The sequence below is a fragment of the Bifidobacterium sp. LH_730 genome, assembly GCF_056355835.1.
Genome location: NZ_JBKETB010000003.1, coordinates 78,823 through 101,887 on the forward strand (window position 1 = coordinate 78,823; position 23,065 = coordinate 101,887).

Annotated in this window: 18 protein-coding genes and 4 tRNA genes; 10 read left to right on the plus strand and 12 right to left on the minus strand. The window is 64.7% G+C overall.

Translation table 11 applies throughout. The annotated features are described in order from the left end of the window. The first annotated feature begins 18 nt into the window (after positions 1-18). The 3 genes from AC1AUD_RS05415 to AC1AUD_RS05425 all read left to right on the plus strand — a co-directional run bounded on the left by AC1AUD_RS05415 (position 19) and on the right by AC1AUD_RS05425 (position 3,238). Positions 19-1,005, plus strand: a complete 987-nt coding sequence (locus AC1AUD_RS05415; RefSeq protein ID WP_476572835.1) for a DUF6273 domain-containing protein — start codon at positions 19-21, stop codon at positions 1,003-1,005. Between the two features lie 55 nt (positions 1,006-1,060). Then, the gene (locus AC1AUD_RS05420; protein ID WP_476572836.1) at positions 1,061-1,549 is read left to right on the plus strand and encodes a hypothetical protein; all 489 of its coding nucleotides are present in this window, start codon (positions 1,061-1,063) and stop codon (positions 1,547-1,549) included. 528 nt (positions 1,550-2,077) lie between these two features. After that, a complete protein-coding gene (locus tag AC1AUD_RS05425) occupies positions 2,078-3,238 on the plus strand; it encodes a reverse transcriptase domain-containing protein (RefSeq protein WP_476572838.1) in 1,161 nt (386 codons plus the stop codon). Between the two features lie 5 nt (positions 3,239-3,243). Here AC1AUD_RS05425 and AC1AUD_RS05430 read toward each other — a convergent pair whose 3' ends face one another. After that, the gene (locus tag AC1AUD_RS05430) at positions 3,244-6,477 is read right to left on the minus strand and encodes a CAP domain-containing protein (protein ID WP_476572840.1); all 3,234 of its coding nucleotides are present in this window, start codon (positions 6,475-6,477) and stop codon (positions 3,244-3,246) included. Positions 6,478-6,592: 115 nt separating this feature from the next. Here AC1AUD_RS05430 and AC1AUD_RS05435 point away from each other — a divergent pair, with 115 nt between their 5' ends. Continuing rightward, on the plus strand, positions 6,593-7,417 hold the full coding sequence (locus tag AC1AUD_RS05435) for a hypothetical protein (protein WP_476572842.1): 825 nt from the start codon (positions 6,593-6,595) through the stop codon (positions 7,415-7,417). A 7-nt stretch (positions 7,418-7,424) separates the two neighbouring features. Here AC1AUD_RS05435 and AC1AUD_RS05440 read toward each other — a convergent pair whose 3' ends face one another. The 7 genes from AC1AUD_RS05440 to AC1AUD_RS05470 form a co-directional block, all read right to left on the minus strand. Next, positions 7,425-7,907 (minus strand): hypothetical protein, encoded by a 483-nt coding sequence (locus AC1AUD_RS05440; protein WP_476572843.1) that lies wholly within the window; start codon positions 7,905-7,907, stop codon positions 7,425-7,427. A gap of 94 nt (positions 7,908-8,001) precedes the next feature. Next, the gene (locus AC1AUD_RS05445) at positions 8,002-8,373 is read right to left on the minus strand and encodes a helix-turn-helix domain-containing protein (RefSeq protein ID WP_476572845.1); all 372 of its coding nucleotides are present in this window, start codon (positions 8,371-8,373) and stop codon (positions 8,002-8,004) included. A gap of 15 nt (positions 8,374-8,388) precedes the next feature. Next, the gene (locus AC1AUD_RS05450) at positions 8,389-9,732 is read right to left on the minus strand and encodes a tyrosine-type recombinase/integrase (RefSeq protein ID WP_476572847.1); all 1,344 of its coding nucleotides are present in this window, start codon (positions 9,730-9,732) and stop codon (positions 8,389-8,391) included. Between the two features lie 213 nt (positions 9,733-9,945). Further along, positions 9,946-10,018: transfer RNA gene (locus tag AC1AUD_RS05455), tRNA-Val, on the minus strand. Between the two features lie 61 nt (positions 10,019-10,079). Next, positions 10,080-10,151 (minus strand) — tRNA-Val (locus tag AC1AUD_RS05460). A 41-nt stretch (positions 10,152-10,192) separates the two neighbouring features. After that, positions 10,193-10,263: transfer RNA gene (locus AC1AUD_RS05465), tRNA-Cys, on the minus strand. 29 nt (positions 10,264-10,292) lie between these two features. Next, positions 10,293-10,365, minus strand: a tRNA-Gly gene (locus AC1AUD_RS05470). A gap of 149 nt (positions 10,366-10,514) precedes the next feature. On the opposite strand from AC1AUD_RS05470, the gene AC1AUD_RS05475 reads away from it, so the two are divergent. After that, positions 10,515-11,339 (plus strand): PAC2 family protein, encoded by an 825-nt coding sequence (locus tag AC1AUD_RS05475; RefSeq protein WP_476572849.1) that lies wholly within the window; start codon positions 10,515-10,517, stop codon positions 11,337-11,339. 19 nt (positions 11,340-11,358) lie between these two features. On the opposite strand, the gene AC1AUD_RS05480 is transcribed toward AC1AUD_RS05475, so the two are convergent. After that, positions 11,359-12,234 carry an undecaprenyl-diphosphate phosphatase gene (locus AC1AUD_RS05480; protein WP_476572851.1) on the minus strand — a complete coding sequence of 292 codons (876 nt, stop codon included), beginning with the start codon at positions 12,232-12,234 and terminating at the stop codon, positions 11,359-11,361. A gap of 126 nt (positions 12,235-12,360) precedes the next feature. Between AC1AUD_RS05480 and AC1AUD_RS05485 the strand changes: the two genes are divergently transcribed. Then, positions 12,361-13,164, plus strand: a complete 804-nt coding sequence (locus AC1AUD_RS05485; RefSeq protein WP_476572853.1) for a fructosamine kinase family protein — start codon at positions 12,361-12,363, stop codon at positions 13,162-13,164. 76 nt (positions 13,165-13,240) lie between these two features. On the opposite strand, the gene dnaJ is transcribed toward AC1AUD_RS05485, so the two are convergent. Both dnaJ and hrcA read right to left on the minus strand, forming a co-directional pair. Next, entirely contained in the window at positions 13,241-14,404 is a 1,164-nt protein-coding gene (gene dnaJ, locus AC1AUD_RS05490; RefSeq protein WP_476572855.1) for a molecular chaperone DnaJ, read from the minus strand. 83 nt (positions 14,405-14,487) lie between these two features. Then, positions 14,488-15,657, minus strand: a complete 1,170-nt coding sequence (gene hrcA / locus AC1AUD_RS05495) for a heat-inducible transcriptional repressor HrcA (protein ID WP_476572857.1) — start codon at positions 15,655-15,657, stop codon at positions 14,488-14,490. Positions 15,658-15,961: 304 nt separating this feature from the next. Here hrcA and tkt point away from each other — a divergent pair, with 304 nt between their 5' ends. Together tkt and tal are read left to right on the plus strand one after the other, a co-directional pair. Further along, positions 15,962-18,064 (plus strand): transketolase, encoded by a 2,103-nt coding sequence (tkt, locus tag AC1AUD_RS05500; protein ID WP_476572859.1) that lies wholly within the window; start codon positions 15,962-15,964, stop codon positions 18,062-18,064. 153 nt (positions 18,065-18,217) lie between these two features. After that, positions 18,218-19,321 carry a transaldolase gene (gene tal / locus AC1AUD_RS05505; protein ID WP_476572861.1) on the plus strand — a complete coding sequence of 368 codons (1,104 nt, stop codon included), beginning with the start codon at positions 18,218-18,220 and terminating at the stop codon, positions 19,319-19,321. A gap of 194 nt (positions 19,322-19,515) precedes the next feature. Here the strand turns inward: tal and AC1AUD_RS05510 are convergent, their stop codons facing one another. Then, positions 19,516-22,119 (minus strand): transglutaminase domain-containing protein, encoded by a 2,604-nt coding sequence (locus AC1AUD_RS05510; protein WP_476572863.1) that lies wholly within the window; start codon positions 22,117-22,119, stop codon positions 19,516-19,518. 122 nt (positions 22,120-22,241) lie between these two features. Here AC1AUD_RS05510 and AC1AUD_RS05515 point away from each other — a divergent pair, with 122 nt between their 5' ends. Both AC1AUD_RS05515 and AC1AUD_RS05520 read left to right on the plus strand, forming a co-directional pair. Then, positions 22,242-22,520 (plus strand): type II toxin-antitoxin system TacA family antitoxin, encoded by a 279-nt coding sequence (locus tag AC1AUD_RS05515; protein ID WP_476572865.1) that lies wholly within the window; start codon positions 22,242-22,244, stop codon positions 22,518-22,520. Then, positions 22,511-22,993: a GNAT family N-acetyltransferase gene (locus AC1AUD_RS05520; RefSeq protein WP_476572867.1), complete on the plus strand. Its 483-nt coding sequence runs from the start codon at positions 22,511-22,513 to the stop codon at positions 22,991-22,993. Before AC1AUD_RS05515 ends, AC1AUD_RS05520 begins: the two co-directional genes overlap by 10 nt. Positions 22,994-23,065 lie beyond the last annotated feature (72 nt).

The window sequence follows — 23,065 nt, forward strand, 5'->3', positions numbered from 1 at the left end:
GCCGCATAGACGGACCGCATGAACAAGCCGAAAACCATCACCCCATTGCGGTTCTCCAAGCATCTGAAGATCGGGATCGCCTCCGTCTCCGCGACCATGCTGCTGGCGGCGGGCATGGGCGTTTCCATGGCGAACGCAGCCACACCCGAGACATGCGGGTCATCTGGCTTCTGCTACGCCGGATACTCGGCCAAGGGATTGAAGACCATCGCCGAGGATTTGAGCGCCAACGGCGAGAACTCGCAATACTACGGCGAGATGAAGTCCGCGATGGACGAGGACACCCGCGGAACGCTGAAAGTCACGAGCACCGCCATCGCCGACAACGGCAAGCAGGTCGATATGCCGGTCCGCCTGATCGGCATCCTCCATGACGACAAGGCCGACGGGACCGGCAAGGCGGGCCTGACCTTCCAGACCTACAACTCCCTGCCGCGCGCCTACTGCATGAACGGCGTCATGCCGGACGACGACTCCACGACCCGATGCTCCGGCTCGGACACCAACAAGGGCGGCTGGAGGGACAGCGCCCTGCGCAGGAACATGAACTCCGGGGAGATCTGGAAGAGCATGCCCGCCGACCTGAGGGACACGGTGGAGCCGGTCGTCAAAGAGACGAACAACACCGTCGGAAACTCGAAACGCGCCGTCTCAACCGGCACCGGCGATAGGCTCTGGCTCGTCTCCTACCGCGAATACGTGAAGACCCTGTACGACGGATGGAAGGACGCGAACGGTTTCCAATCCCTGTCCCAGGAGGGCTTCCAATACGGGTTCTACGACGGCCGCGTGACCAACAATTACAGCGGCAACACCGCCATCAACAGTCTCTGGGCCGCCCCTTCCGGGGCGAAGCCCGCCGGAGCCAACAACACGAGTGCGTGGGAGCGGTCGTTGTATCCGTACAGCTCCGGCTATTTCCGGCGAGTCTCCTCCAACGGCGATCCCAGCAGCAGCAACATTGCGACCGGCCGGTACGGAGTCGCGCCCGCCTTTTCCCTCTAACCCCTGGAAGGGCGGGGCTTGTCCCCGCCCTCGCCCTTCCGCAAGGAGATGATCCATGAGCGTTCCTCTGAGCAAACGCAAGGAGGCATCCACCGAGTATGTGGCCAGATCCCTGCGCATCAGACGCGACGTGCAACGTCTGCTGCGCAGATTCCCGCGTTCGCGCGAGCGCGTGGAGACCCAGTGGGTGAGCCGCATCACATATGACCTGCTCGTGGATGCTTCCGAAGCGGCGGCGATCTATCCGAGCCTGCCGGTTGAATACGACCGCAAGCTGCTCCTGCTGGAACGCTGTCTCGGCAAGGTGCGGGCCCTGGCCTCCATCCTCGACGAATGGGCGGAGGATCCGCCCAGGCAGGGAGTCGAGGATGGGAACGGGGAGGTGAGGTACCGGGAGGCCGTGCCCGCCGGCCGGTTCGAAAGCCTTGCCCGCGAGCTCAGCCGGTCCATCGGCGTGTTCACGAACGCGGTCAAGTATTGGAGGGAACAGGCGAAGCAGCATGGCGCGAACACTCTCCCAGACCTGGCGCTGCCAGTGACATGAACCAGATTTGCGGTCCCTTCCGTAAAACCCTTGTCGTTCTCTGGGCCGCCCCTTCCGGGGCGAAGCCCGCCGGAGCCAACAACACGAATGCGTGGGAGCGGTCGTTGAATCCGAACAGCTCCAACAATTTCCTGCGAGTCAACTCCAACGGCGATCCCAGCAACAACAACAATGCGACCTACCGATACGGAGTCGCGCCCGATTTCCCCGCCTTACATCATCCGGTCTCCTTGGGGTCCGGGAACCATCGGCCAAGTAGCCTCCGGGCGAACGGCGTCAGCAGGGGGAAAGGGGAAGGGCCCGCGCGCCCCGCATGGGGCGCGAAACAATCGAAGCGTCCCCGCGGAGCCGGCGGGCATGGCGACTCTCGCCGCCTCCCCATGGAGGCTGGCGTCCGATGCGGGTGGATCCGCATCCCGGGCCATGCCATCGCACCAGCAGTGCCTCGCACCCTGCCGGACATGGAACGGCCAATCCACCGTTCCACGGGGACGCTTCCCCTTACCTCCTCGAAGAAGGGACCTTGACATGAACCGCAGCCAGAGGGCGCGCCGCCGGCAGCGCCGCCGGGAGCCGCGCGACCAAAGACGGTACGGGAAACTGTATGCCTGCCTTGACTTCGACAAGGTGTTCTCCCCCATGAGCCTGTTCGCAGCCGAGCGCGAATGCCGCAGGGGGGTCGGCTGGAAGGCGAGCGTCATCAACGTGGACAGGAACGCGATGCTCATATGCGCGGCATTGGCCGACAGGCTTGCGGACGGCTCGTACAGGCCCGCCCGGCCGTCGAGGTTCACGATCAACGAGCGCGGCAAGATGAGGCGGATCAGCGCGGTGCGATTCCAGGATAGGATTGTGCAGCGCGCCCTGTGCGACAACAGCCTCGTTCCCATGGTGTCTTACCGGCTCATTGACCGGAACGCGGCGAGCCTGAAGGGACGGGGCACGTCGTTCATGCGCGACCGCTTCCAACGCGACCTGAACCGGGCGTTGAGCCGGTGGGACGACCCGTGGGCGTGCGTGTTCGACTTCTCCGACTACTTCCACTCCATCGACTCCAAGCGCGCATTCGACATGGCCGCCGGCCTGTACCGGAGCCTGTGCCGCACCGACGGGGAGAGGGCGGATTGCGAGCGTATCCTCGCGGTCCTGCGATTGTTCGCCTGCCAGGAGGAGGGTCTTGGCCTGGGCAATCAGACGAGCCAGACGCTCGCCATCCTGTACGCGGACCCGCTGGACCATTGGGCGTGCGGGCAGGGATTGTACGGACGCTACATGGACGATGCGTACTGCTTCGTGGAGACCCGCGGGCAGGCGGGGAGGGTGGTCGAGGAATACGGCAGGCGCGCGACCCTGCTTGGCCTGACGTTGAACCCGCGCAAGACCCGCGTCCTGAGCATGAAGGACGAGCCGATCCCCATGCTCAAGCGCGTCTACCGGTGGACCGGCGGCGGGTGGGACGTCCGTCTGTCCGCGAAGGCGCGTCGCATGTCTCACCGGCACATCAACCATGTGATCGACCGGTATGACGGCATCAACGTGGATCTGGACACGATGCGCATGCTCTGGGAGAGCCGGCTGAACCTCGCCGACACCATCACCAGTCCGGACGGTTGGCTGAGAATGGAGGCGGAGTCGATGCGACGCCGCCTCCGGATGCGTGGGGTCGAATTCGACCCCACGCTGGGATAAGGGGCTCAGCGGTCCTTCATGCGGCGGCGGGCATCGCCCAGGCCGAGCGCGACGGCGATCATGCCGGCCGCAGCCAGTGCGATCATGGCGGTGTCGACGCCGGTGGTGGCAAGGTCGCCGGGCGCGTCGACGGGCCGGATCGGGTTCAGCTTGACCTGGCCGTTTGCGTCCTTGTCCGGGGTACCGGCGTCGATGAGCGTGTTGCCCTGTCCGTCGTTGCGGTCTCCCGCGTTGATGACACCACCGTTGACGGTTCCGCCGTTGTTGGCATTGGAGCCGTTGCCGTTCTGGCCGGGGATCGTGGTGCCGGTGTCGCCGTCTTGGCCAGGCTTCTGAGAATCGCCGCCATTCGGATCGTCGGTGTCGCCCTTGTCTTCGTTGCCGTCGCCCTTGTCGGGATCCTCGGTGTCCCCGTCGCCGGGCTTGTCGGTGTCGTCGCCGTCCCCGGGCTTCTGGTTGTCGCCGTCGTCGGAGCCGCCATTGTTGTCGGATCCACCGTTGTTGTCCCCGGTGTCCCCGCCATCGCCGGTGTTGCCGCCGTCCGGGATGGTCGGCTTGGTCAGAGCGTCGTACTTGTCCTGCGCCTGCTTCAACGCGGCGTTCGCGGCGTCCAGGGCCTTCCGCGCGTCCTCGACGGCCTTCAGGGCCTTCTGCTGCTCCTCGACGGTCAGGTTGGCGTCCGCGAGCGTTGCCTTGGCCTTCTCGAGCTGCTTGTTGGCCTGGTCGAGCACGGTGATGCGCGCGGTCAGGGTCTCGTGCGCCTTGCGGATCGTGGACAGCAGGTCCGGTTTGATGCCGGCCGCGTCCTCGAGCTTCTTGAGCGCGTCGGCCGCGTCCTCGAGCTGGCTGGCGGCCTGGGTGGCCTTGTCCTGCGCCGTGGCGAGGGCTTCGCCGGCCTTCGTGGCGTCGCCCTGCGCCTGGGTGAGCGCGTCCTTGACGGCCTCGAGGTCGTCGGAGGCCTGGTCGCGCACCTCGACCGCCTTATCGTAGGCCGTCTGCGCCTTGTCGAGGTTCTCCTTGAGCGTGGTCAGCTCGTCGAGACGGTCCTGCGCGGTCTTGAGCTCGGCCTTCTTCTCCAGGAGGCTGCCGTTGGCGGTCTCGGCCGCCGCCTGCTTGGCCTCGAGATCCGCCTGCGCGTCCTTGACCTGCCGGTCGATCGTGTTGATCTCCCCGGTCTTGGTTTCAATCTGCTGTTCGACGTTCTTGAGCTCGGTCTTGGCGGAATCGAGTTCCTTGGTCAGGCGGTCGACGAGCTCCTGGTCCACGTCGCCCGTGCCTTTGCCGCCTGTGGACGGATGGTCCTTGAGGTAGTCCTCGTACGCCTTCTTCGCCTTATCGAGGGCCGTCTTCAGGCCCTTGGCCGCGTCGTCGAGCTTGTCAGCCTTCGACTGGAGATTGGCGAGCTCGTTCTCCTTGCTTGTGGCGGTCGAGTTCTTCGTGTCGGCCTCCTGCTGTTTGGCGTTCGCCTGCGAGAGGGCGGCCTGGTAGTCGCCGGTCGCGTTCTTCTTCTCCTGCTCCCACTGGTTCAATCGGGTGAGGTAGTCGCCGGTCGTGTAGTCATTGTCGCTGGTGGTGAGGAATTCCTGTGCGGCGTATTCCATCATGCCGTTCTGGCTGACCGCGTACCCGGTGTGCTTGTACCCGGGGTCGACGATGTTGAGGTAGTGGCCGACCTTCATGTACAGGTCGGGGTCCTTGGAATACAGTTCGTATCCGGACAGGCCCTCGAGGCTGGGATCCTTGGCGACGGCTTCCTGCCATGTCTTCTTCTCGCTCGTGTACCATCCGGCGATCGGCTGGCTCGAATCGTATTTGGGCGCGTACACGGCGATGTTCTCGCCCGTGTTCCACACCTTCGGATGGTCGAACTGCGTCTTGATCTTGTCCGCGTCGGCCATGGCGACCGCCATCAGATAGTCCGTGACCTTCAGTTCGCCCACGCCCTCCTGCACGCGGATGGCGTTGATCTGGTCGATGTACGACATGGCTTTGCGCACGTTGTCGAGGCTGGTCGCATCCTTCGAGTCGCCCGGCTTGACGATCCCGTCCTTCAGCCATTGGGCGAACGTCCCGTCGTTGTTCACGAGGTCCTTGGCCGTGTCGGAGCCGGAATCCTGCAGGAAGCCGAGATACCCCTTGTCGAGCAGGGCCTGCGCCGCCTGCGCGGCGGCCTTCCTGCCCTCCGCGTCCGCCTTCGCTGTGTCGGCGGCGGTCTGGGCGGCGGTCGCATCGGCGCGAGCCCGCTCGGCGTCCGTCTTCGCGGTCTTGACGCTCTCCTTGGCCTGGTCGGCCTCCGTCTTCTTCGCGTTGTAGTCGGCCAACGCCTGCTCGTACGCCTTGCGCAGACGCCTGGCCTCGGCGTCATTGTCGGCGGCGTCAAGCTGGCCTTCGAGGTCGTCGACCTTCTTCTGCGCCTGCTCCCGTTGCTTGTTGAGGTCCTTGAGTTCGGCCTGCGCGTCCTTGAGGTCCTGCTGTTTCTCCGAAAGCGTGGTCTGGGCGTCCTTGGCCTGGCTGTCCGCGTCCTTGGCTGCGGTTTCGGCCGTCTTCACATCCGATTCCGCCTGCTTGACGGTGTCGGTCGCGCTCTGGATGTTCTCCTGCGTCGCCTCCGCGGCATCCTGCTTGGCCTGGTTCAGATCCTGCGTCTTCCGCTCCACATCCGCGTCCGCAGTGTCCGAAGCCTCTTGCTTCTGGTCGACCGTCGTCTGTGCCTCGTCGACCTTCTGGTCGGCCTGGTCCTTCGCGGCCTGCGCGTCCTCGACGGCACGGTCGGTCTCGTTCTTCACGCCGGTGGCCTCGGTGACCTTGTCCGCGGCCTCGCCCATCTCCGGCGTGTACTGGCCGCCGGCCCGCTCGACCGCCTGATCGTAAGCATCCTGGGCCCGGTCGGCCTGTGTCTGGGCCTCGGTCTGGGCCTGCTGGGCTTGGGTGACCTGCGTGGTCGCATCGGTCACGGCCTGCTGCGCCTGCTGCACCTGCGCCTGGGTCGGGGCCTGGGACTGGGCCTGCTGCAGCGCGGTGCCGGCGTCGGTCACATCCTTCTTCGCGTCCTCCACGGCCTGCGCCGCATCCGCGACCGCGTCATGCGACACCGTCGCGTCCGGTGCCACCGGAGTCGTGTCCACGGGCGCCATGGTCTCATCGGCCATGGCGGTGGGGGCCATCATGGCGCCCGCGAGGGCGGCGGCCATGGCGACGGGCAGGGCCTTGCGCTTGTTCTTGCTATCGGGGTTCTTCAATTCGCGTCCTTTGCTTCTAGGTGTTTGGACGCCGACTCCATGCGTCCCCGCCGCACGACGGTCTTCGACGCATGTGGATGGATGCCCGCCGCGTGGAAACGAAAGGATCAAGAATATGAAGGCAAGCGTCGTGGAGGTCACTCCGGAGATGGCCTCCGAATGGCTGAAGCATAATCTGAACAACAGGAGCCCGAAGCCGCAGGCGATCGCCGCCTATGCGCATGACATGAGGCATGGCGCCTGGCAGATGACCGGCGACGCGATCCGCTTCGATGCGGACGGCACGCTCGTGGACGGGCAGAACCGGCTCATGGCGTGCGTGCAGGCCGGAGTGTCGTTCCCCACGCTCGTCCTGCGCGGGCTCGACCCGAAGGCGGCGGACGTGATGGACACGGGCTCGAAGCGCACGGTTTCCGACCAATTGAAGAGGCACGGGGAAAGGAACGCGAACGTGCTTGCCGCGGTCATCGTCACCGATTTGACGTGCGAGCGGCATGGCATCGAACATGGATTCCACGGGCCTGGCGGCCGACGTTCGACGGTGACCGTCACCGACGCGCTCAGGCATCTGGAGGAGAATCCGTGGCTACGGGACAGCGCCGCCCGGGGGCTCCTCGTGTACCGGGAGCTGCCGGAGGTGACGCCGAGCCTCGCCGCGGGCGTCCACGCCCGCCTGTGTCGGGTGGACGCGGAGGATGCGGATGTGTTCGTCGAGTTTCTGGCGAAGGGATTGTGCGACCGGGAGGACGATCCCATCCGCGTGCTGCGGAGCACGCTCGTGAAGAATGCGCACTCCAATGACAGGCTGCGACTCACCCAACGCTACAAGGCCGCCATCTGCTTCAAGGCATGGAATCTATGGCGGAACGGCGACTTCTGCAAGCGCATCTCGTGGACGCCGGGCGGTTCCCGGAAGGAACCGTTCCCCATCCCGCGCTAGAAAAGGCTTATTCCCGGTCCGCGAGCCTCGCGTGTTCCTCGTCCAATGTGCGGACGAGAAGCCGCGAGGACTCCCTGTCCACGCCGCAGGCGTGGGCGAGCCCGTCGGCGAACCGTTCGGGCCCATGGTATTCGACCGCGCATCCATGCTCGTCCATGTCGACCATGCTGTAGCGGCGTCCGTCGTAGTTGGAGACGCTCCATGTGGAGCCGTCCGGGGCGACGAGAGTGAGCCCGTCCCGTTTGACCAGGGCCTGGCTCACATGCCCGTGGAAGGGGGCGAGCGCGCGTGCCAGCGTCTCCATGGCCCGCGCATGCCCGGGATCGTCCCGGTCTCCGGTGACGAGGAGCGTCAGATCGCCGGTGCCGATGCGCGGCGTGTCCGGGTGGGAGCGGTTCGGGCACGCCGCCCATCCGACGGGCAGTCCGATCCCCGTGGGAGGGGATGCGGGCAGGTCGTCGGTGATGCCATGCCCGTTGGAGGAGGGCATGTATTCGCCTCCCCGCGGGACGCCACGGGGTTGGTGGAGGCATCCGTGCCTGTCCATGACCATGATGGGTTTCCTTTCCGTCCTGGATCGTCGTTCATTCCACTATATGCGACGGGCCGGCGCCTTCGATGAGCCGTTTGAGGCTTCGCGCGTCGACGAGCGTGCGCCGGACGCTCGGCTTGTGATGGGCGAGCCTGCCCGTCTGGCAGAGGCGTTTCACGTATCTGATGGAGCAGCCGAGGATCTCGGCCGCCTGCCCCAATGTCAGCTGGTCGTCGACCGGCATCTCACGTTCCACGCTTGGCGGGATGGCGCGCGAGTCGGCGTGGACGAGCGTGTGCCGTTGGGTGATCCTGCGCAGGCGGAGCCGCCCCCGGTGGGCGAGCAGGTACGCCTGCTGGCGGGAGCAGTGCAATAGTTCCGTGGTCTGCCGGATGGTGAGCATGCGGGGCATGATGACGGTCATGCCCCGTTCCATGCGTCAGGCCTCGCGTTGGATGCGGCGCATCTCCTTGATGGAGCGGTCGAGCCGTTCGATGTCGTCCTGCAGGGCGCGCAGTTGGATGAGCTTGCGGTCCCGTTCCCTCTCGAGCATGCCCAGGTCGCGCGGGGATCCGAGCATGCTCGAATACACATCCTCCACGATCTGGATGCGGCGGCGCGCGTCGTGCGCACGCTGGTAGTGTTCGAGGCTGACCCGCACGTCCGCGTGGCGGCCGAACAGTTGGACGTCCTTGGGGGTGGCGCCCATCTCCACCGCCTGGGTGATCGCGGTGGCGCGCAGGATGTGCGGCTGCAGGTCGGGGCGTCCCGCGGCTCGTTTTGCTCTGTCGAAATATTTGGAGATCTCTCCAGTGGACAGGATGCGGGCGCGTGGGGGTTGGAACAGCATCGCCTCAGGTCCCTGGTCCCGGCAGTGCTCGCGGATGTGGTCCAGGGCGCGCGTCCACAGGCCCCGGGGCATGGGGAGCCGGTCCATGCTGGTCTCGTTCTTCGTATCGCCTAGGTGCAGCGGACCCCGGTCGCCTTCGCCTCGTCTGGCGCTGTGCCTCACGAGGATGGTCATGGTCGTGGGGTCGAGGCATCCGATCTGGAGGGCGCACGCCTCCGCGGGGCGTAGTCCGCAGGCTATGAACAGGTCGATAGCGAGACGGAGGCGGGGAGGCATGTTGTCCCTTATCGCCTGCACCTGTGCCGGCGTGGCGGGTGGAATGAGCGCGGCCTTGCTTTTCTCCTTGGCGGGCGTGGGCATGGTGCAGGGCTGCCGTTCTATCAGGGGGCGTCCGCCTTCGGGCGGATTGTAGGCGTCCTCCAGGAGATTGCGCAGCACCCCATAGGCGATGCGCAGGGGTTCCCGTCCTTGGAAGCCGGGGTCGCGGAGCCATTCGTGGACGTCCCTTGTGGTGATGGAGTCGAGGCGCCGGTCTCCGAATCGTTCGATGATGCGCCGGTAGGCGAGGTCCTTGTGGCGGAGGGTGGCGGCGGCGAGGAGTCTGCCTTCCCGGTCGACGCGTTGGCGCGGGTAGGCGTCCTGGGCGAAGTCGCGTAGGAGGGTGGCGCCGTCGGAGGGCGTTTTCTTCCGGGGGTCGCGTTGGTCGGGGTGGGTCCATTGGGCGAATCCCTGGAGGCTGGCCTGGACGAGCGCGTGTTCGCGGTCGAGCCATGCGCGGGCCGCCTCTTTGGTGGGGTGGTCGCGGTAGATGCGGGGGCTTCCGTCGGGAGGATTGTAGCTGGCGCGCACGGCGTAGGCCTCGCCCCGGCGGTTGCGGCGGATGGTGATGGACCCCCATTGTTTGGGTGCTGTTGTCTTCCGTTGTTCGCTCATGCATGTCCTTATGCGACGATTCCGCGGCACATCATGCGGCATATTCTTAGGGATTTTCAGTTGACAAACTGTCCTAAACAAGCCGGAGGATCGAGAAAGCGACACGCCGAAAGCCGGAAAAGGAAAAGGCCCCGGAACCAAAGATTCCGAGGCCTTTCAAGCGTTTCCGCCGAAAACGGAACCGTGAAGCAGAAAGGAAGAGAAACTTCCCAGTGGGCGATGTAGGAATCGAACCTACGACCCCTTCGGTGTGAACGAAGTGCGCTAGCCGCTGCGCCAATCGCCCGTAAAATCATCTGACTCACGGTCCCTATTCAATTGTAAAGCCGGATTGCTCCGGCTTATCGTGGGCGATACAAGATTCGAACTTGTGACCCCTTCCGTGTCAGGGAAGTGCGCTACCTCTGCGCCAACCGCCCGGGTCTGCGTCTCAGGTTATCGGATTGCTCCGACACCCGAGAGGTGGGTACGAGAGTCGAACTCGTCTATACGGCTTTGCAGGCCGCTGCCTAACCGCTTGGCTAACCCACCGTAAAGGTCGTCAACTCTTCGGACCTTAGAGCGGACAACGGGACTCGAACCCGCGGTCTCAACCTTGGCAAGGTTGCGCTTTACCAACTAAGCTATGTCCGCACTCGTCTCGGCCGCGTTCCCGCTGCCTGAGCACGAGAAGTAACTATAACCACATCCGTGTAGTTTGCCAAATACGGCGTGTCGCGAATCGCTCGCCCATGGCTGAACACGTTGTCCCACAAGGGTTTGCAAGGGTTATTCTTGGAGTTATGCAGAGCGAGACGAACAGACCGACGACCGTGATGATCGCGGCCTTCGACGGATGGAACGACGCGTGCCAGGCGGCGACCGACGTCGTGCGGCATCTGGTGAGGCGGTATGAGGCGAGCGAGATCCGCCACATCAGCTGCGACGGATACTACGACTATCAGGTCTCGCGCCCAATGGCCTGCCATATGGACGGGCGGCGGCGCATCATATGGCCGCAGACGACCTTCTATGAGATGAAAGTCTCCCCCACGCTCACGCTGATCGCGCAGATCGCCCCCGAGCCGAACTACCGGTGGATGGCATATTGCCGACAGAGCCTGGCCATCGCGGAGGAATGCGATGTCGACCGCATCGTCACGCTCGGCTCGATGTTCGCCGAATGCCCGCACACCCGCCAACTGCCGGTGTCGGTTTCCGAGGATGGCTCGCACAGCGATCTTCAGGAGTGCTACGACGGTCCGGTGGGTATCCCCACGGTGCTGGACGAGATGGCCCGGGAATCCGGATTCGAGACCACGTCGATGTGGGTGTCGATCCCGCAGTATCTAGGGGCCGATGAGTGCGCCCCGGGCACGCTGCGCCTTTTGGAGACGCTATCCGGTCTGCTGGGCATCGAGCTGGACCTGGGTGATTTGGAACAACGGGCGGAATCATGGCGTGCGCAGGCCTCGGTGCTGACGCGCTGCAACGACGATCTGGCCGATTATGTGCATCGTCTGGAGGCCGGGGTCGATGGCGCAAAAACACCAACGCCCCCGGTGCCGTTGGACGGCGACGCGGAGGCGTTGGTGCGTGAGGCCGAAGCCTATCTCAAGGGTTTGTGAGACTTCAAACCGCGCATAATCACACGGTTTCGAGCGCAGGCACCACGCCCGTCAGCAGCAGCACCGCGACCACCACCGCAAGGCAGATGCGGTAGACGCCGAAGGCCTTGTAGGAGAACGTGCTCACGAACTTCAAGAAGCCGATGATGACGATGTATCCGACGAGGAAGCTCACGATCGTCGCCGCGATCGTCACCCCCCAGCCGGGGAACATCGTGTCGGTGCCGGCGGCCAGGTCCTTGACCGCGCTGACGGTTTCCAGGAGACCCGCGCCGACGACGGCCGGAATGGCCATGAGGAAGCTCAGACGCACCGCCGCCTCGCGCGTGTAGCCGAGCGCGCGGCCGAAGGTGATCGTGCCGCCGGAGCGCGAGACGCCCGGGATCAGCGCCAGCATCTGGCCCACGCCGAAGAGCAGCGCGTCGCGCATGGTCATCTCATCCATCGTCTTGGTCTGGCGCGAACGCTGGTCGACGATCCACAGCAGCACGCCGAAAAGCGCCAACACGGTGACGGTGATCCACAGGTTGCGCAGATAGCCCTCGATGGCGTCCTTGAACAGCAGACCGGCCACCAGAATCGGCAGGGTGCCCACGATGATGAACCATCCCATCTTGGTGTCGCGGTTATGCGCGCCCATCCGGCTCTTCCAATCCTTGCCCTCGCGGCCGAACAGCGAGCCGAACCATGCGGACAGGATGCGGATGATGTCGCGCCGGAAATAGAGGATCACCGCCAGCTCGGTGCCGATCTGGATGATCGCGGTGAAGGCCGCGCCCGGGTCATGCCCGAGCATCAAGTCGCCGATGATGCGGATATGCGCGCTCGACGACACCGGCAGATATTCGGTCAGCGCTTGCACCAATCCAAGAAAAATAGCCTCGAAGAAATTCATATCCCCTCTTCCTATCCGGTCCTCTCCAAGAGGTCGTCGTTTCCGACGAACACGATACCCAACACCCCCTAGAAGCGCGAGGGGAACCTATAATCATCCACAGAACCGACCGAAAAGGAGCCGCATATGGCATCGAATGTCTACCGCAAATCCCGTCCGTTCAGTCCCAAGGGCTTCTTCGAATGCGAGGGACGCGGCCTTCAATGGCTGGGCCAAGCGCAGGCGCAGGGCGGTCCGCGTGTAGTCGAGGTCTATGGCTGGGGCGACGGGCATCTGGATATCGAGCGCGTCTCCCCCGCCTCACCCTCCCCCGAGGCGGCGCGTGCCTTCGGCGCGGCGTTGGCGCGCATGCACGACGCGGGCGCGCCGCATTTCGGTTCGGCGCCGGAGGAATACGAGGGAACCTGCTACTTCGGGCCTCTGCAGGACCCGGTGCCGATGGACACCGGCGACTGGGATGATCCCGCGACGTATTTCGGCCAGGGGCGTCTGATTCCGATGGTCGAGATGGGCATGCGCCGCGGCGAATTCGACCAGCGGGATATGGACCTGACGATGCGCGTGGTGGATGCGCTGCCCGATCTGCTGGGGCGTGCCGCGGACGATAAACCGGCGCGTGTGCACGGCGATCTGTGGGCCGGCAACGTCATGTGGACGACGCGCCGCGACGGCGCGGGCAGCGAGGCCGTGCTCATCGACCCGGCGGCCCACGGCGGGCACCGCGAGGAGGATCTGTCGATGCTGCGCCTGTTCGGCATGACCTATATGACCGAGATCGCGGAGGGATACCAGTCGGTCCATCCGCTCAAGGCCGGCTGGCAGGAGCGCATCACGCTCTGGCAGCTCTATCCGATCGCCGGACACGCCGTGTTCTTCGGCGGCGGCTATGTCTCCCAATACGAATCGATGTGCCGCTCGCTGCTGCGCTGACGCCGAAGTTTGCATATGAAAAGCGTCCGCTGACGAATGGTTAGCGGACGCTTTTTCCATAAGCGAAGCCCCAGGATCAGCCCAAGGCGTCCTTGAGCTTGGAGAAGAAGCCCTTCTTGCCTCCGGCGGCGCCGGCAGCCGGACGCGAGGAGCGCGCGACATGCGTGGCGTCGGAATCATGGCTTTCGGCGAAGCGCTCCATGAGCCTGCGCTCCTCGTCGGTGAGCTTGGTCGGCGTCTCGACGAGGATATGGGCGATCAGATCGCCGCGCTCGTCGTTCTGACGCAGGCGAGTGACGCCCAGTCCCTCCAAGGAGACGGTCTGTTCGTTCTGGCAGCCCTCGGGCACCGATATCGTCTTGGCGCCGTCGAAGGTCTCGACCTCGATGTCGTGGCCGAGCACCGCCCAGCTCATCGGCACCTGGATCCAGCAGTGCAGATCGTCGCCGTCGCGGGTGAAGCGCTTGTCGGGCAGGATGCGGATGTCGACGTAGAGGTCGCCGGCCGCGCCGCCGCCCTCGCCCACCTCGCCTTGGTTGGCCAGGCGCAGGCGTGAATCGTCCTTGATGCCGGCGGGCACCGTGACGCCCACGTTTCGCGTGGTGCGCACACGGCCATGGCCCATGCAGCCGGGGCACGGGTTCTTGATGACCGTGCCGTGTCCCTCGCAGCGCTCGCAGGGGGCGGAGGTCATCATCTGGCCGAGCATCGTGCGCACGACCTTCTGCACGAAGCCGCGCCCCTGGCAGTCGGGGCAGGTGGTCGGCGCCTCGCCGTTCTGCGTGCCCGCGCCGGAGCACTGCTGGCACAGGCCGAAGGTGCTGATCTTGACATGCGCGGTGCCGCCGAAGACCGCGGTTTTGAGGTCGATACTCGCGCTCGCCAGCGAGTCGCGCCCCGGCTGGGTGCGCGGCACCGGTCCCTGTCCGCCGCCGGAGAAGGCCCCGCCGGTGAACATGTCGAAGATGTCGCCCATGCCGGAGAATCCGGCGCCGCCGAATCCGCCGAATCCGCCGGCTCCCGCGTTCGGATCGTTGGGATCGACGCCCGCGTCGTACATCTTGCGCTTCTGTGGGTCGGAGAGGATCTCGTAGGCGGCGTTGACCTCCTTGAACTTGTCCTCGAACTCGGGGCCGGCGATGTCGGGATGGTATTTGCGGCTCATCTTGCGATAGGCCTTCTTGATCTCCTCGTCGCTGGCGCCTCTGTCAACGCCGAGCACCTCGTAGTAGTCTGCCACGGTTCTCGAATCCCTCCGTAGGGTCTGGGTTGGGTTCTATGAAATAAGTGTTTTCCAGCGGAATATTGTGCCATGAGGCGTTGTCAGCGCCCGCCTCCGTCCCGCCCGTCCCCCGGGGCGTCGCGCCCGGAGTCGAGGAAGGCGGTCAGGTAGCGCGCGACGGCGCGCACGGCCGCCATGGTCGCCGGATAATCCATATGGGTCGGTCCGATCGAGCCCACGAAGGCCACGGGCTCCGCGCAGCGCCCGGCGGCTGCCGGGGCCGATGCGTCCGCCGCCGGGCGTCCGTCGGTTCCGTCGGGCCCGTCCTCCTCGTCGTTGTGGGACCGCTTGGCGTCGGCGGAGCGTCCGTATCCGCTGGTGACGACCGCCGCGTGCATCAGCCCGGGGGTGTGCGTCTCCGAGCCGATGGCCACGCCCACGCCGCCCGAGGCGGGCGCCTGCTCGCTCAGCGCGTTCATCAGCCGCATGAGCACAACCTGCTCCTCGAGCGCGTCGAGCAGCGGTCCGATGTCGGCCAGATCCCTTTGATGGGCGAGGTTCGAGGCTCCGGACATGTAGAGTTCGCTGGCCCGCTCGTCGTCGGCCATCGATTCGAAGGCGCGCGCCAGTGCCTCGCCGAGCTGTGCGAGTTCGCGGAAACGCGGCTCTCCGGCCTTGGCGCGCACCTGCGCGGCCGCCTGCGACAGCGTCAGCGAAGCGCATTCGTCGTTGACCTCGCCGGTGAAGACGGCCAGCGATCTGTCTGCCGCCCCCGGCGACATCGCGATGGCGTGCTGGGCGACGGAGCCGGTGTCGGTGATGACGACGGCCAGCGTCGTGCCGCTGGAGACGGGAACGAGCTCGACGTGCCTGAGGCGCGACTTGGCCAGCGAGGGCGAGGCGACGACGGCCACCTGCCCGGTGATCTGCGAAAGCAGACGCGCGGCGCGGCGCAGCGTGTCCGTGAGGTTTGCCGAGCCGGAGAGGAACCCCTCGATCCCCCGCCTCTGCGCCGCGGACAGCGGCATGACGGTGGCCAGTCGGTCGACGAAGAAGCGATATCCCTTCTCCGTGGGTACACGCCCGGCGGAGGTATGCGGCTGGATGAGGTATCCCTCGTCCTCGAGCGCTGCCATATCGTTGCGTATCGTGGCCGAGCTCACTCCGAGGTCGTGCTCGCGTGTCAGCGCAGACGAGCCGACGGGCTCCTGGGAGCGTATGTAATCCTCCACGACGGCGCGCAGCACCAGCATGCGTCGCGACTGCTCCATCCCGCACCTCCTGCAATCGGTTACCACCTATTTCTAGCACTCGGGCGGCGAGAGTGCTAATCGTTCGTCGAGGGCGCATTCGTCGACATGCGCGGCTGCATGCAGGCATTCGAAGGTTCTCGTTGTGCTTTTCTGTCACGCGCTTGTGAGTATGTGAGCGTTAACGGAACAGAAGTTACCAAAACACGCTCAAATTCCAACAGATAGTCGGCTGACGTGGGTAGCATGTAAGAGCAATGTGAGGGCGGAATGCGGCCGAAGCAGACGCCGAAGGCGGGCCGCCCGAATTATTGGAAGGAATACTATGACCGAATTCAAGGAGACCGAACTGGACAAGCGCGCCATCACGATGGCCAAGGTCCTTTCGGCTGACGCGGTCGAGAACGCTGGTTCCGGTCACCCCGGCTCCCCCGTCTCGCTGGCGCCCATCGCCTACACCCTCTACCAGCACTTCATCAAGCATGATCCCGCTGATCCCCAGTGGGAAGGCCGCGACCGCTTCATCCTTTCCGGCGGCCACGCCTCCCTCACGCAGTACGTCCAGCTCTACTTCTCCGGCTACGGCCTGACCTTGGACGACCTCAAGCACTTCCGCGGCGGCGCCGACACCCGCACCCCGGGCCACCCCGAGTACGGCCTGACCCCGGGCATCGAGATGACTACCGGTCCGCTGGGCCAGGGCTTCGCCTCCGCCATCGGCTTCGCCTACGGCGAGCGTTTCCAGCGCGGTCTGCTCGATCCGGAGACCCCGAAGGAGGAGAGCCCCTTCTACCACAAGATCTGGGCCATCTGCGGCGAAGGCGACATCGAGGAAGGCATCTCCGGCGAGGCCGCCTCGCTGGCCGCCAACCAGAAGCTCGGCAACATCACCGTGATCTTCGACGCCAACCGCATCCAGATCGAGGGTGACACCAACCTCGTGCTGGCCGAGGACGTGCTCAAGCGCTTCCAGGCCTACGGCTGGTACACCGACGAGTTCAGCTTCATCCAGCCCGACGGCTCCTACAAGGAGGACGTCGAGGGCCTGGCCGACGTGATCGCCAAGGCCGAGGCCGCCGCTCCGGATCAGCCGAAGCTCATCAAGGTCGACACCCTCATCGCGTGGCCGACCCCGGGCAAGACCAACGATCCGTCCTCCCACGGCTCCAAGCTGGGCGCCGAGGCCGTCGCCGGCCTCAAGAAGCTCCTGGGCTACGACCCGGAGGAGAACTTCCATGTGGACGAAGAGGCCCTGGCCCACGCCCGCAAGGTCGCCGAGCGCGGCCTCGAGGCTCACAAGGCCTGGGATGAGAAGTTCGATGCTTGGCGCAAGGCCAACCCGGACAAGGCCGCCCTCTACGACCGCATCAAGGAAGGCAAGCTGCCTGAGGGCTTCGACAAGGCCATCGACGACGCTGAGGCCACCTTCGAGGTCGGCAAGGGCATCGCCACCCGTGGCGCCTCCGGCACCATGCTCAACGCCATCGCCGCCGTCATGCCCGAGCTGTGGGGCGGCTCCGCCGACCTCGGCGGTTCCAACAAGACCGACCTCAAGGGTGCCGCGACCTTCGCTCCCGCGGAGTGCGCCACCAAGCAGTGGCCGGTGTGCAACGAGTTCGGTCGTCAGCTGCACTTCGGCGTGCGCGAGTTCACCATGGGCTGCATCACCAACGGCATCCTGCTGGGCTCCCACACCCGTCCGTTCGGCGGCACCTTCTTCATGTTCTCCGATTACGAGCGCTCCGCCGTGCGTCTGGCCGCCCTCATGGAGATTCCGAACCTCTACATCTGGTCCCATGACTCCGTGGCCGTGGGCGAGGATGGCCCGACCCACCAGCCGGTCGAGCACCTGGCTTCCTTCCGTGCGATTCCGCAGCTCGAAGTCGTGCGTCCGGCCGATGCCTTCGAGACCGCCGAGGCCTACCGCTACTTCTTCGAGAAGAAGAACACGCTGCCGACCGCGATGATCCTCACCCGCCAGGGCGTCCCGGCCCTCGCCGAGACCGCCGCCAAGGCCAAGGACGGCGTCAAGAAGGGCGCCTACGTGCTTGTCGACACCGAGGGCACCCCGGACGTGATCCTCATGGCCACCGGTTCCGAGGTTCAGTGGGCCGTCGAGGCCGCCAAGACCCTGGCCGGCGAGGGCGTCAAGGCCCGCGTGGTGTCCGTGCCGAGCATGGAATGGTTCGAGGAGCAGGACGCCGAGTACAAGGAGGCCGTGCTTCCGGCTTCCGTCAAGGCCCGTGTGTCCGTCGAGGCCGGTGTGGCGATGCCTTGGTACAAGTACCTCGGCTCCTACGGCAAGGCCGTGTCCATCGAGGGCTTCGGCCTGCAGGGCGACGGCGCTCAGAACATGATCGACCTCGGCATCACCGCCGAGCATGTGGTCGAGGCCGCCAAGGCGTCCATCGCCGAGGCCAACGCCTGATACACCATTGTCATCCTGAACGGAGGACGAAGCCCGGAGTCGAAGGATCTCATTCGCATAACGAACAGAGATCCTTCGACTCGCTTCGCTCGCTCAGGATGACAACAAAAAAAGATTTGTTCCAAATAACTGGAATATAAGGAGAAAACAACAATGACCGCAGCAACCCAGCGCACGTCCGATTCCGGCGTCTCCATCTGGCTGGACGATCTGTCCCGCTCCCGCATCGAGTCCGGCTCCCTGCAGGACCTCATCGCCAACAAGAACGTCGTCGGCGTGACCACCAACCCCTCCATCTTCCAGAAGGCCCTCCACGAGGTCGGCCCCTACGATCCGCAGCTCAAGGAACTGGGCAAGGTGGACGTCGAGACCGCCGTGCGCGAGCTGACCACCACCGATGTGCGCAACGCCACCGACATCTTCCGTGAAGTCGCCGAAAAGACCGACTTCGTCGACGGCCGCGTCTCCATCGAGGTCGATCCCCGTCTCGCTCACGAGACCGAGGCCACCGAGAAGCAGGCCGAGGAACTCTGGGCCAAGGTGAACCGTCCGAACGCGATGATCAAGATCCCGGCGACCCTCGAAGGCCTGCCGGCCATCACCGCCACCCTCGCCAAGGGCATCTCCGTGAACGTGACCCTGATCTTCTCGCTCGAGCGCTACGAGCAGGTCATCGACGCCTTCATCGAGGGCATCAAGCAGGCCGACGTCAACGGCCATGACCTCAAGCACATCGGCTCCGTCGCCTCCTTCTTCGTGTCCCGCGTGGACACCGCCGTCGACAAGCTGCTGGAAGCCAACGGCTCCGACGAGGCCAAGGCCCTCGAAGGCAAGGCCGCCGTCGCCAACGCTCGTCTGGCCTATGAGCTGTTCGAGAAGAAGTTCAACGAGTCCGCCGACTGGGCCAAGCTCGAGGCGAAGGGCGCCAAGCGCCAGCGTCCGCTGTGGGCCTCCACCGGCACCAAGAACGCCGCGTACTCCGATTGCAAGTACGTCGACGAGCTGGTCGCCAAGAACGTGGTGAACACCATGCCGGAGAAGACCCTGAACGCCCTGGCCGACCACGGCGATGGCAAGAACACCGTCGAGGGCTCTTACGCCGAGGCTCACGATGTGATGAACAAGCTCGCCGAGCTGGGCATCAACATCAAGGATGTCACCGACAAGCTGGAGGCCGACGGCGTCGCCGCCTTCATCAAGTCCTGGGACACCGTCCTGGCCGACGTGCAGGCCGGCATCGACCGCGTGAACGCCTGAGCAGCTGACGGTCCAACCGACTGACTGATATATAGGGAATCCCCCGGAGCCACACGGTTCCGGGGGATTCCCTATTCTTGCCGTCATTTCGCAATTTCGCGATTAAAGAGGCATCCCTCCCATCATTCCACAACTGAGGCGGCCGTCCTCTCCTGTCATTTCGAGCAGCCCGCCCAGCTACGCTACTTGCTGGCTTACTTGCTGGCGTAGCGATGAATCGACGTGTCCACCAGCGAATCGGTGTCCTCGATATGGTCGGCGAGCACCGGATCGGTGTCCTTGAGCGCGAAGTACTTCTCGCGCTTGGCGGAATCGTCGTTGGTGGAGTCGTTCCATGTGGAGTCGACCACCAGCCAGTCGCCGTCGATCTTCACCTTGTTCCAGGCATGGCCGCCGAGACCTGGAATGTTGCCGTCCATCATCACCGACTCCAGCCCGGCCTCGTCGGCGATCATCTTGAACGCCGACGCATACGACAGGCACACGCCGAGGCCGTCCATGAGCACGCCCTCGGTGCCCATGCTTGACCACAGCCGGTCGCCCAAGTCGAACGTCGCCAGGCCCCAATTCGAACCCGCCGCCTCCGTGGCCTTGAAGGCCTCGTAGTCGTATTGCGCATGGGTGACGATCCAGTCGTTGATGGCCCGGGCCTTGTCCCTGTCGCTCATGCCGTCGTGCGTGACCTCGCCGGCCACCTCCTTGGCCTTGGCGCGCATCTTGGCCTGCTCACCCCGCCAATCGAAATCCCCGTCGTGGGTGTAATACGACACGTAGATGATCGTATGCCCATCCGCCTTGCGCGTCTGGACGCTCGGATACGACCGCACGATCAGCGGATTCTGGTACACGGCTTCGCTCACCACGTCATCGACCTCGGGCGCCATCGGATCATCGGAGTACTGGGTGACGTCGATGTACCGATTGCCCACCAGCAGATTGGCCGCCACGTATTTCACGTACTCGGTTGAGCCGGTGACGGGCAGGTCGGTCTGGGGCATCGTGGTCGCGGGCGTATCCCTGAACGTGTTCCAATTCACGGCGCTCTTGGCGTAGTCGAAGCTCTTGGGCATGCCGCCCTTGGGCAGACCGTCGGCATACAGGGCGTTGATGGCCTGGTCGACGGGTGTGCGCCAGTCCCCGGTGTGATCAATGAGCTGGATCTCGTCGCCGATGCGAGTGCCATAGGCGTAATACGGCAGATCGACGTTGGTGGCGCTGGGGTTCGCCGCATTGGGCTCGGTCGTCGCCTTGTCGGGGTCATATTGGACGGGGATGTCCACCGTGCTGCCGTCGACCATGGTGATGGGCAGGTGCCGGGTCACGGCGATGGAATCGAGACCGAATCCACCCCATCCTTCCTTGTCCCGGACCTCCGTCCACGCGGTGTAGGCGATCGCGAACGGCATCTGGCCCAGAAGTCCCGAGATGTCCTTCCACTGCACATTGCTGTGCGTGCTGTCATCCTTGTAAGCGATGACAGCGATCTGCGCATGGCCTTTGTCCGCGTCGGTGAAGTCGGAGACTCGGGCCCCAAGTATGTTTCCGTCTTGTTCCTCGACATCCTTCCGGTTGCGGCGCACATCGTCGTCGCTGATGACATGCAGGTTGGCGAACTGACCGTTCTGCGCGTTGTCATAAACCCGACCGGCGAGAACGGCGGCGTGATCGGTCGAAGCCGTGTCGAATGTGGTCTTGTCGGTCTCGCCAAGCCAGGACAGTTCGTACTCGTCCGGGTTGGTCGCCGCAGACTGTTCCTTCTGCAGCAGGACGCGGTACTTGGTGGCGCCTTCGACCGGCGACCAGGCGATGTTGAGCGAACCGGTGGCGCTCACCGTGGTCGTGACCGTCGCGGGCGATTCGATGGGCGCCTCGGAGTCCTTGACCGTGAACATCGTGACCTTGGGGCGCTTACGCTTGTTGCCGTTCTCGTCCACGTAGACGGCGATGTAATAGCGGTCGAACAACGCCCACTTGCTGCCATCGGGGAAGATATTGTCGCTCTTTCCCGGGTTGCCGTTGTCGTCCGCCTTCGACCAATCCTCCATGCCACTGGCACCGAAGGTCGGATACGGGCTGATCTCAAGATGGTCGTCTTCCTGCAGGATGAAAGCCTTGATCGGGGTGGTCAGCGCCGGATCGGCATACACGGCCGCGATGTCGGAGCCGACGACCTTGATCCCGGATCCCGTCACATTCGAGTCGAAGGCTTCGAGCGCATCGCGCTCCACGCCATCGATGTTCACCTCGGAGAAATCCTTGTCGGTGCGCAGGGGCTCGCTGAAGCTCTGGTCGGGATCGACGTTAAGGATGGGGTCATCGACGTCATACGGCAGGTTCGAGTAGTCGCCGTAGGCGAACTCACGGTTGTGTGACTTGATCAGTGCCCTGGCGCCGAAGAACGCACCGATGCCCAATGCGATCACGACGAGGATCGCGATGACAAGGATCACTGTCTTCTTGGCGGTCCACGGCTTGCGGTGCTTGTGATGCTTGCAGGGTTTGCCTGGATTGGCGAGATCGATGGAATCGGTGGGATTCCCCAGCTGCGGCTCCTGCGGATGCTGCTGAGTTTGCGGCCCTTGCGGTGGATAGGGCATATACGGCTGGTATTGCGGCCGGGGCGTCGGCGCGCCCGCCATCGGCTGGCCGTAGGGCTGAGCCGACTGCGGACCCTGCGGGAATTGCGGGACCGGCTGCGGATGCTGGGACACGTCGGTGGGCTGCCACGGCGCTTGGCTTGGCTCGGGCTCCCGATCAGGCTGCGGCATCTGGTCGGGATTGGGCTGTGAATCACTCATCGGCGCTTCTTCTCTCGCTAGAATTCCCCCTATACAGCCACCCATTATAAACGCCGCCCCACCGCATCAACAGGGCCGTTCCGCCGTTGTCACGTACGCCAAATTGACGTACACTATGGATTATGACAACAGCAACAACGGAGATGATGCGGTCCTCCCGCCTGGCGGTGAGGATGACGCCGGAGCAGCGCTCCACCATCGACAAGGCGGCCACGCTCAAAGGCACGACCATCACCCAGTGGGCCTTGGATCATCTCATGTCCGCGGCGAGAAAAGACATCGAGGAGGAGACCACCATCCGCCTGTCTGCCCGCGCCTTCGACGAATTCAAGGAGGCACTGGATCGCCCGATGCCCCAGGCGCTGCGCGACCTGCTCAACAAGGACGCGCAATGGCTGTAGGCTTCACCAAACCGCGGAGAATCGAATTGGACGACGACCTGTCCGGATTCCACTGCGGCAAGGACTTGCTGGACTCGTGGCTGATCGAGCACGCGCTCAACGCCCTGAACCGCGGCACCGCCGTCACCTATGTGACGATGGACGGGAACGGATCGTTGGCGGGCTTCTACTCGCTGTCCGCGAACAGCATGAGCCGCGGCGACGTCCACGGCGGCTGGCTGTCCCGCAACACCCCCGAGCAAATTCCGGTCATCCTGCTGGGCATGCTCGCCATCGACGAACGCCACCAAGGCCAAGGGCTTGGTTCGATGCTGCTCAAGGACGCGGTGGAACGTGCGCTTGCCGCATCGAGCCAGATCGGAGCCCGGGCCTTGGTCGTCGACCCACTGGACGACGACGCCACCGGCTTTTACGAGCGTTACGGATTCGCGCATCTCAAGGACACGACCCGAATGTTCGCCAAACTCATATGACGTCAGGACGGATCCAGGCCGTCCAAAACGCATCTTCCCCGGTTTGTAAGACTCATGCCGCCCACCGGCCGT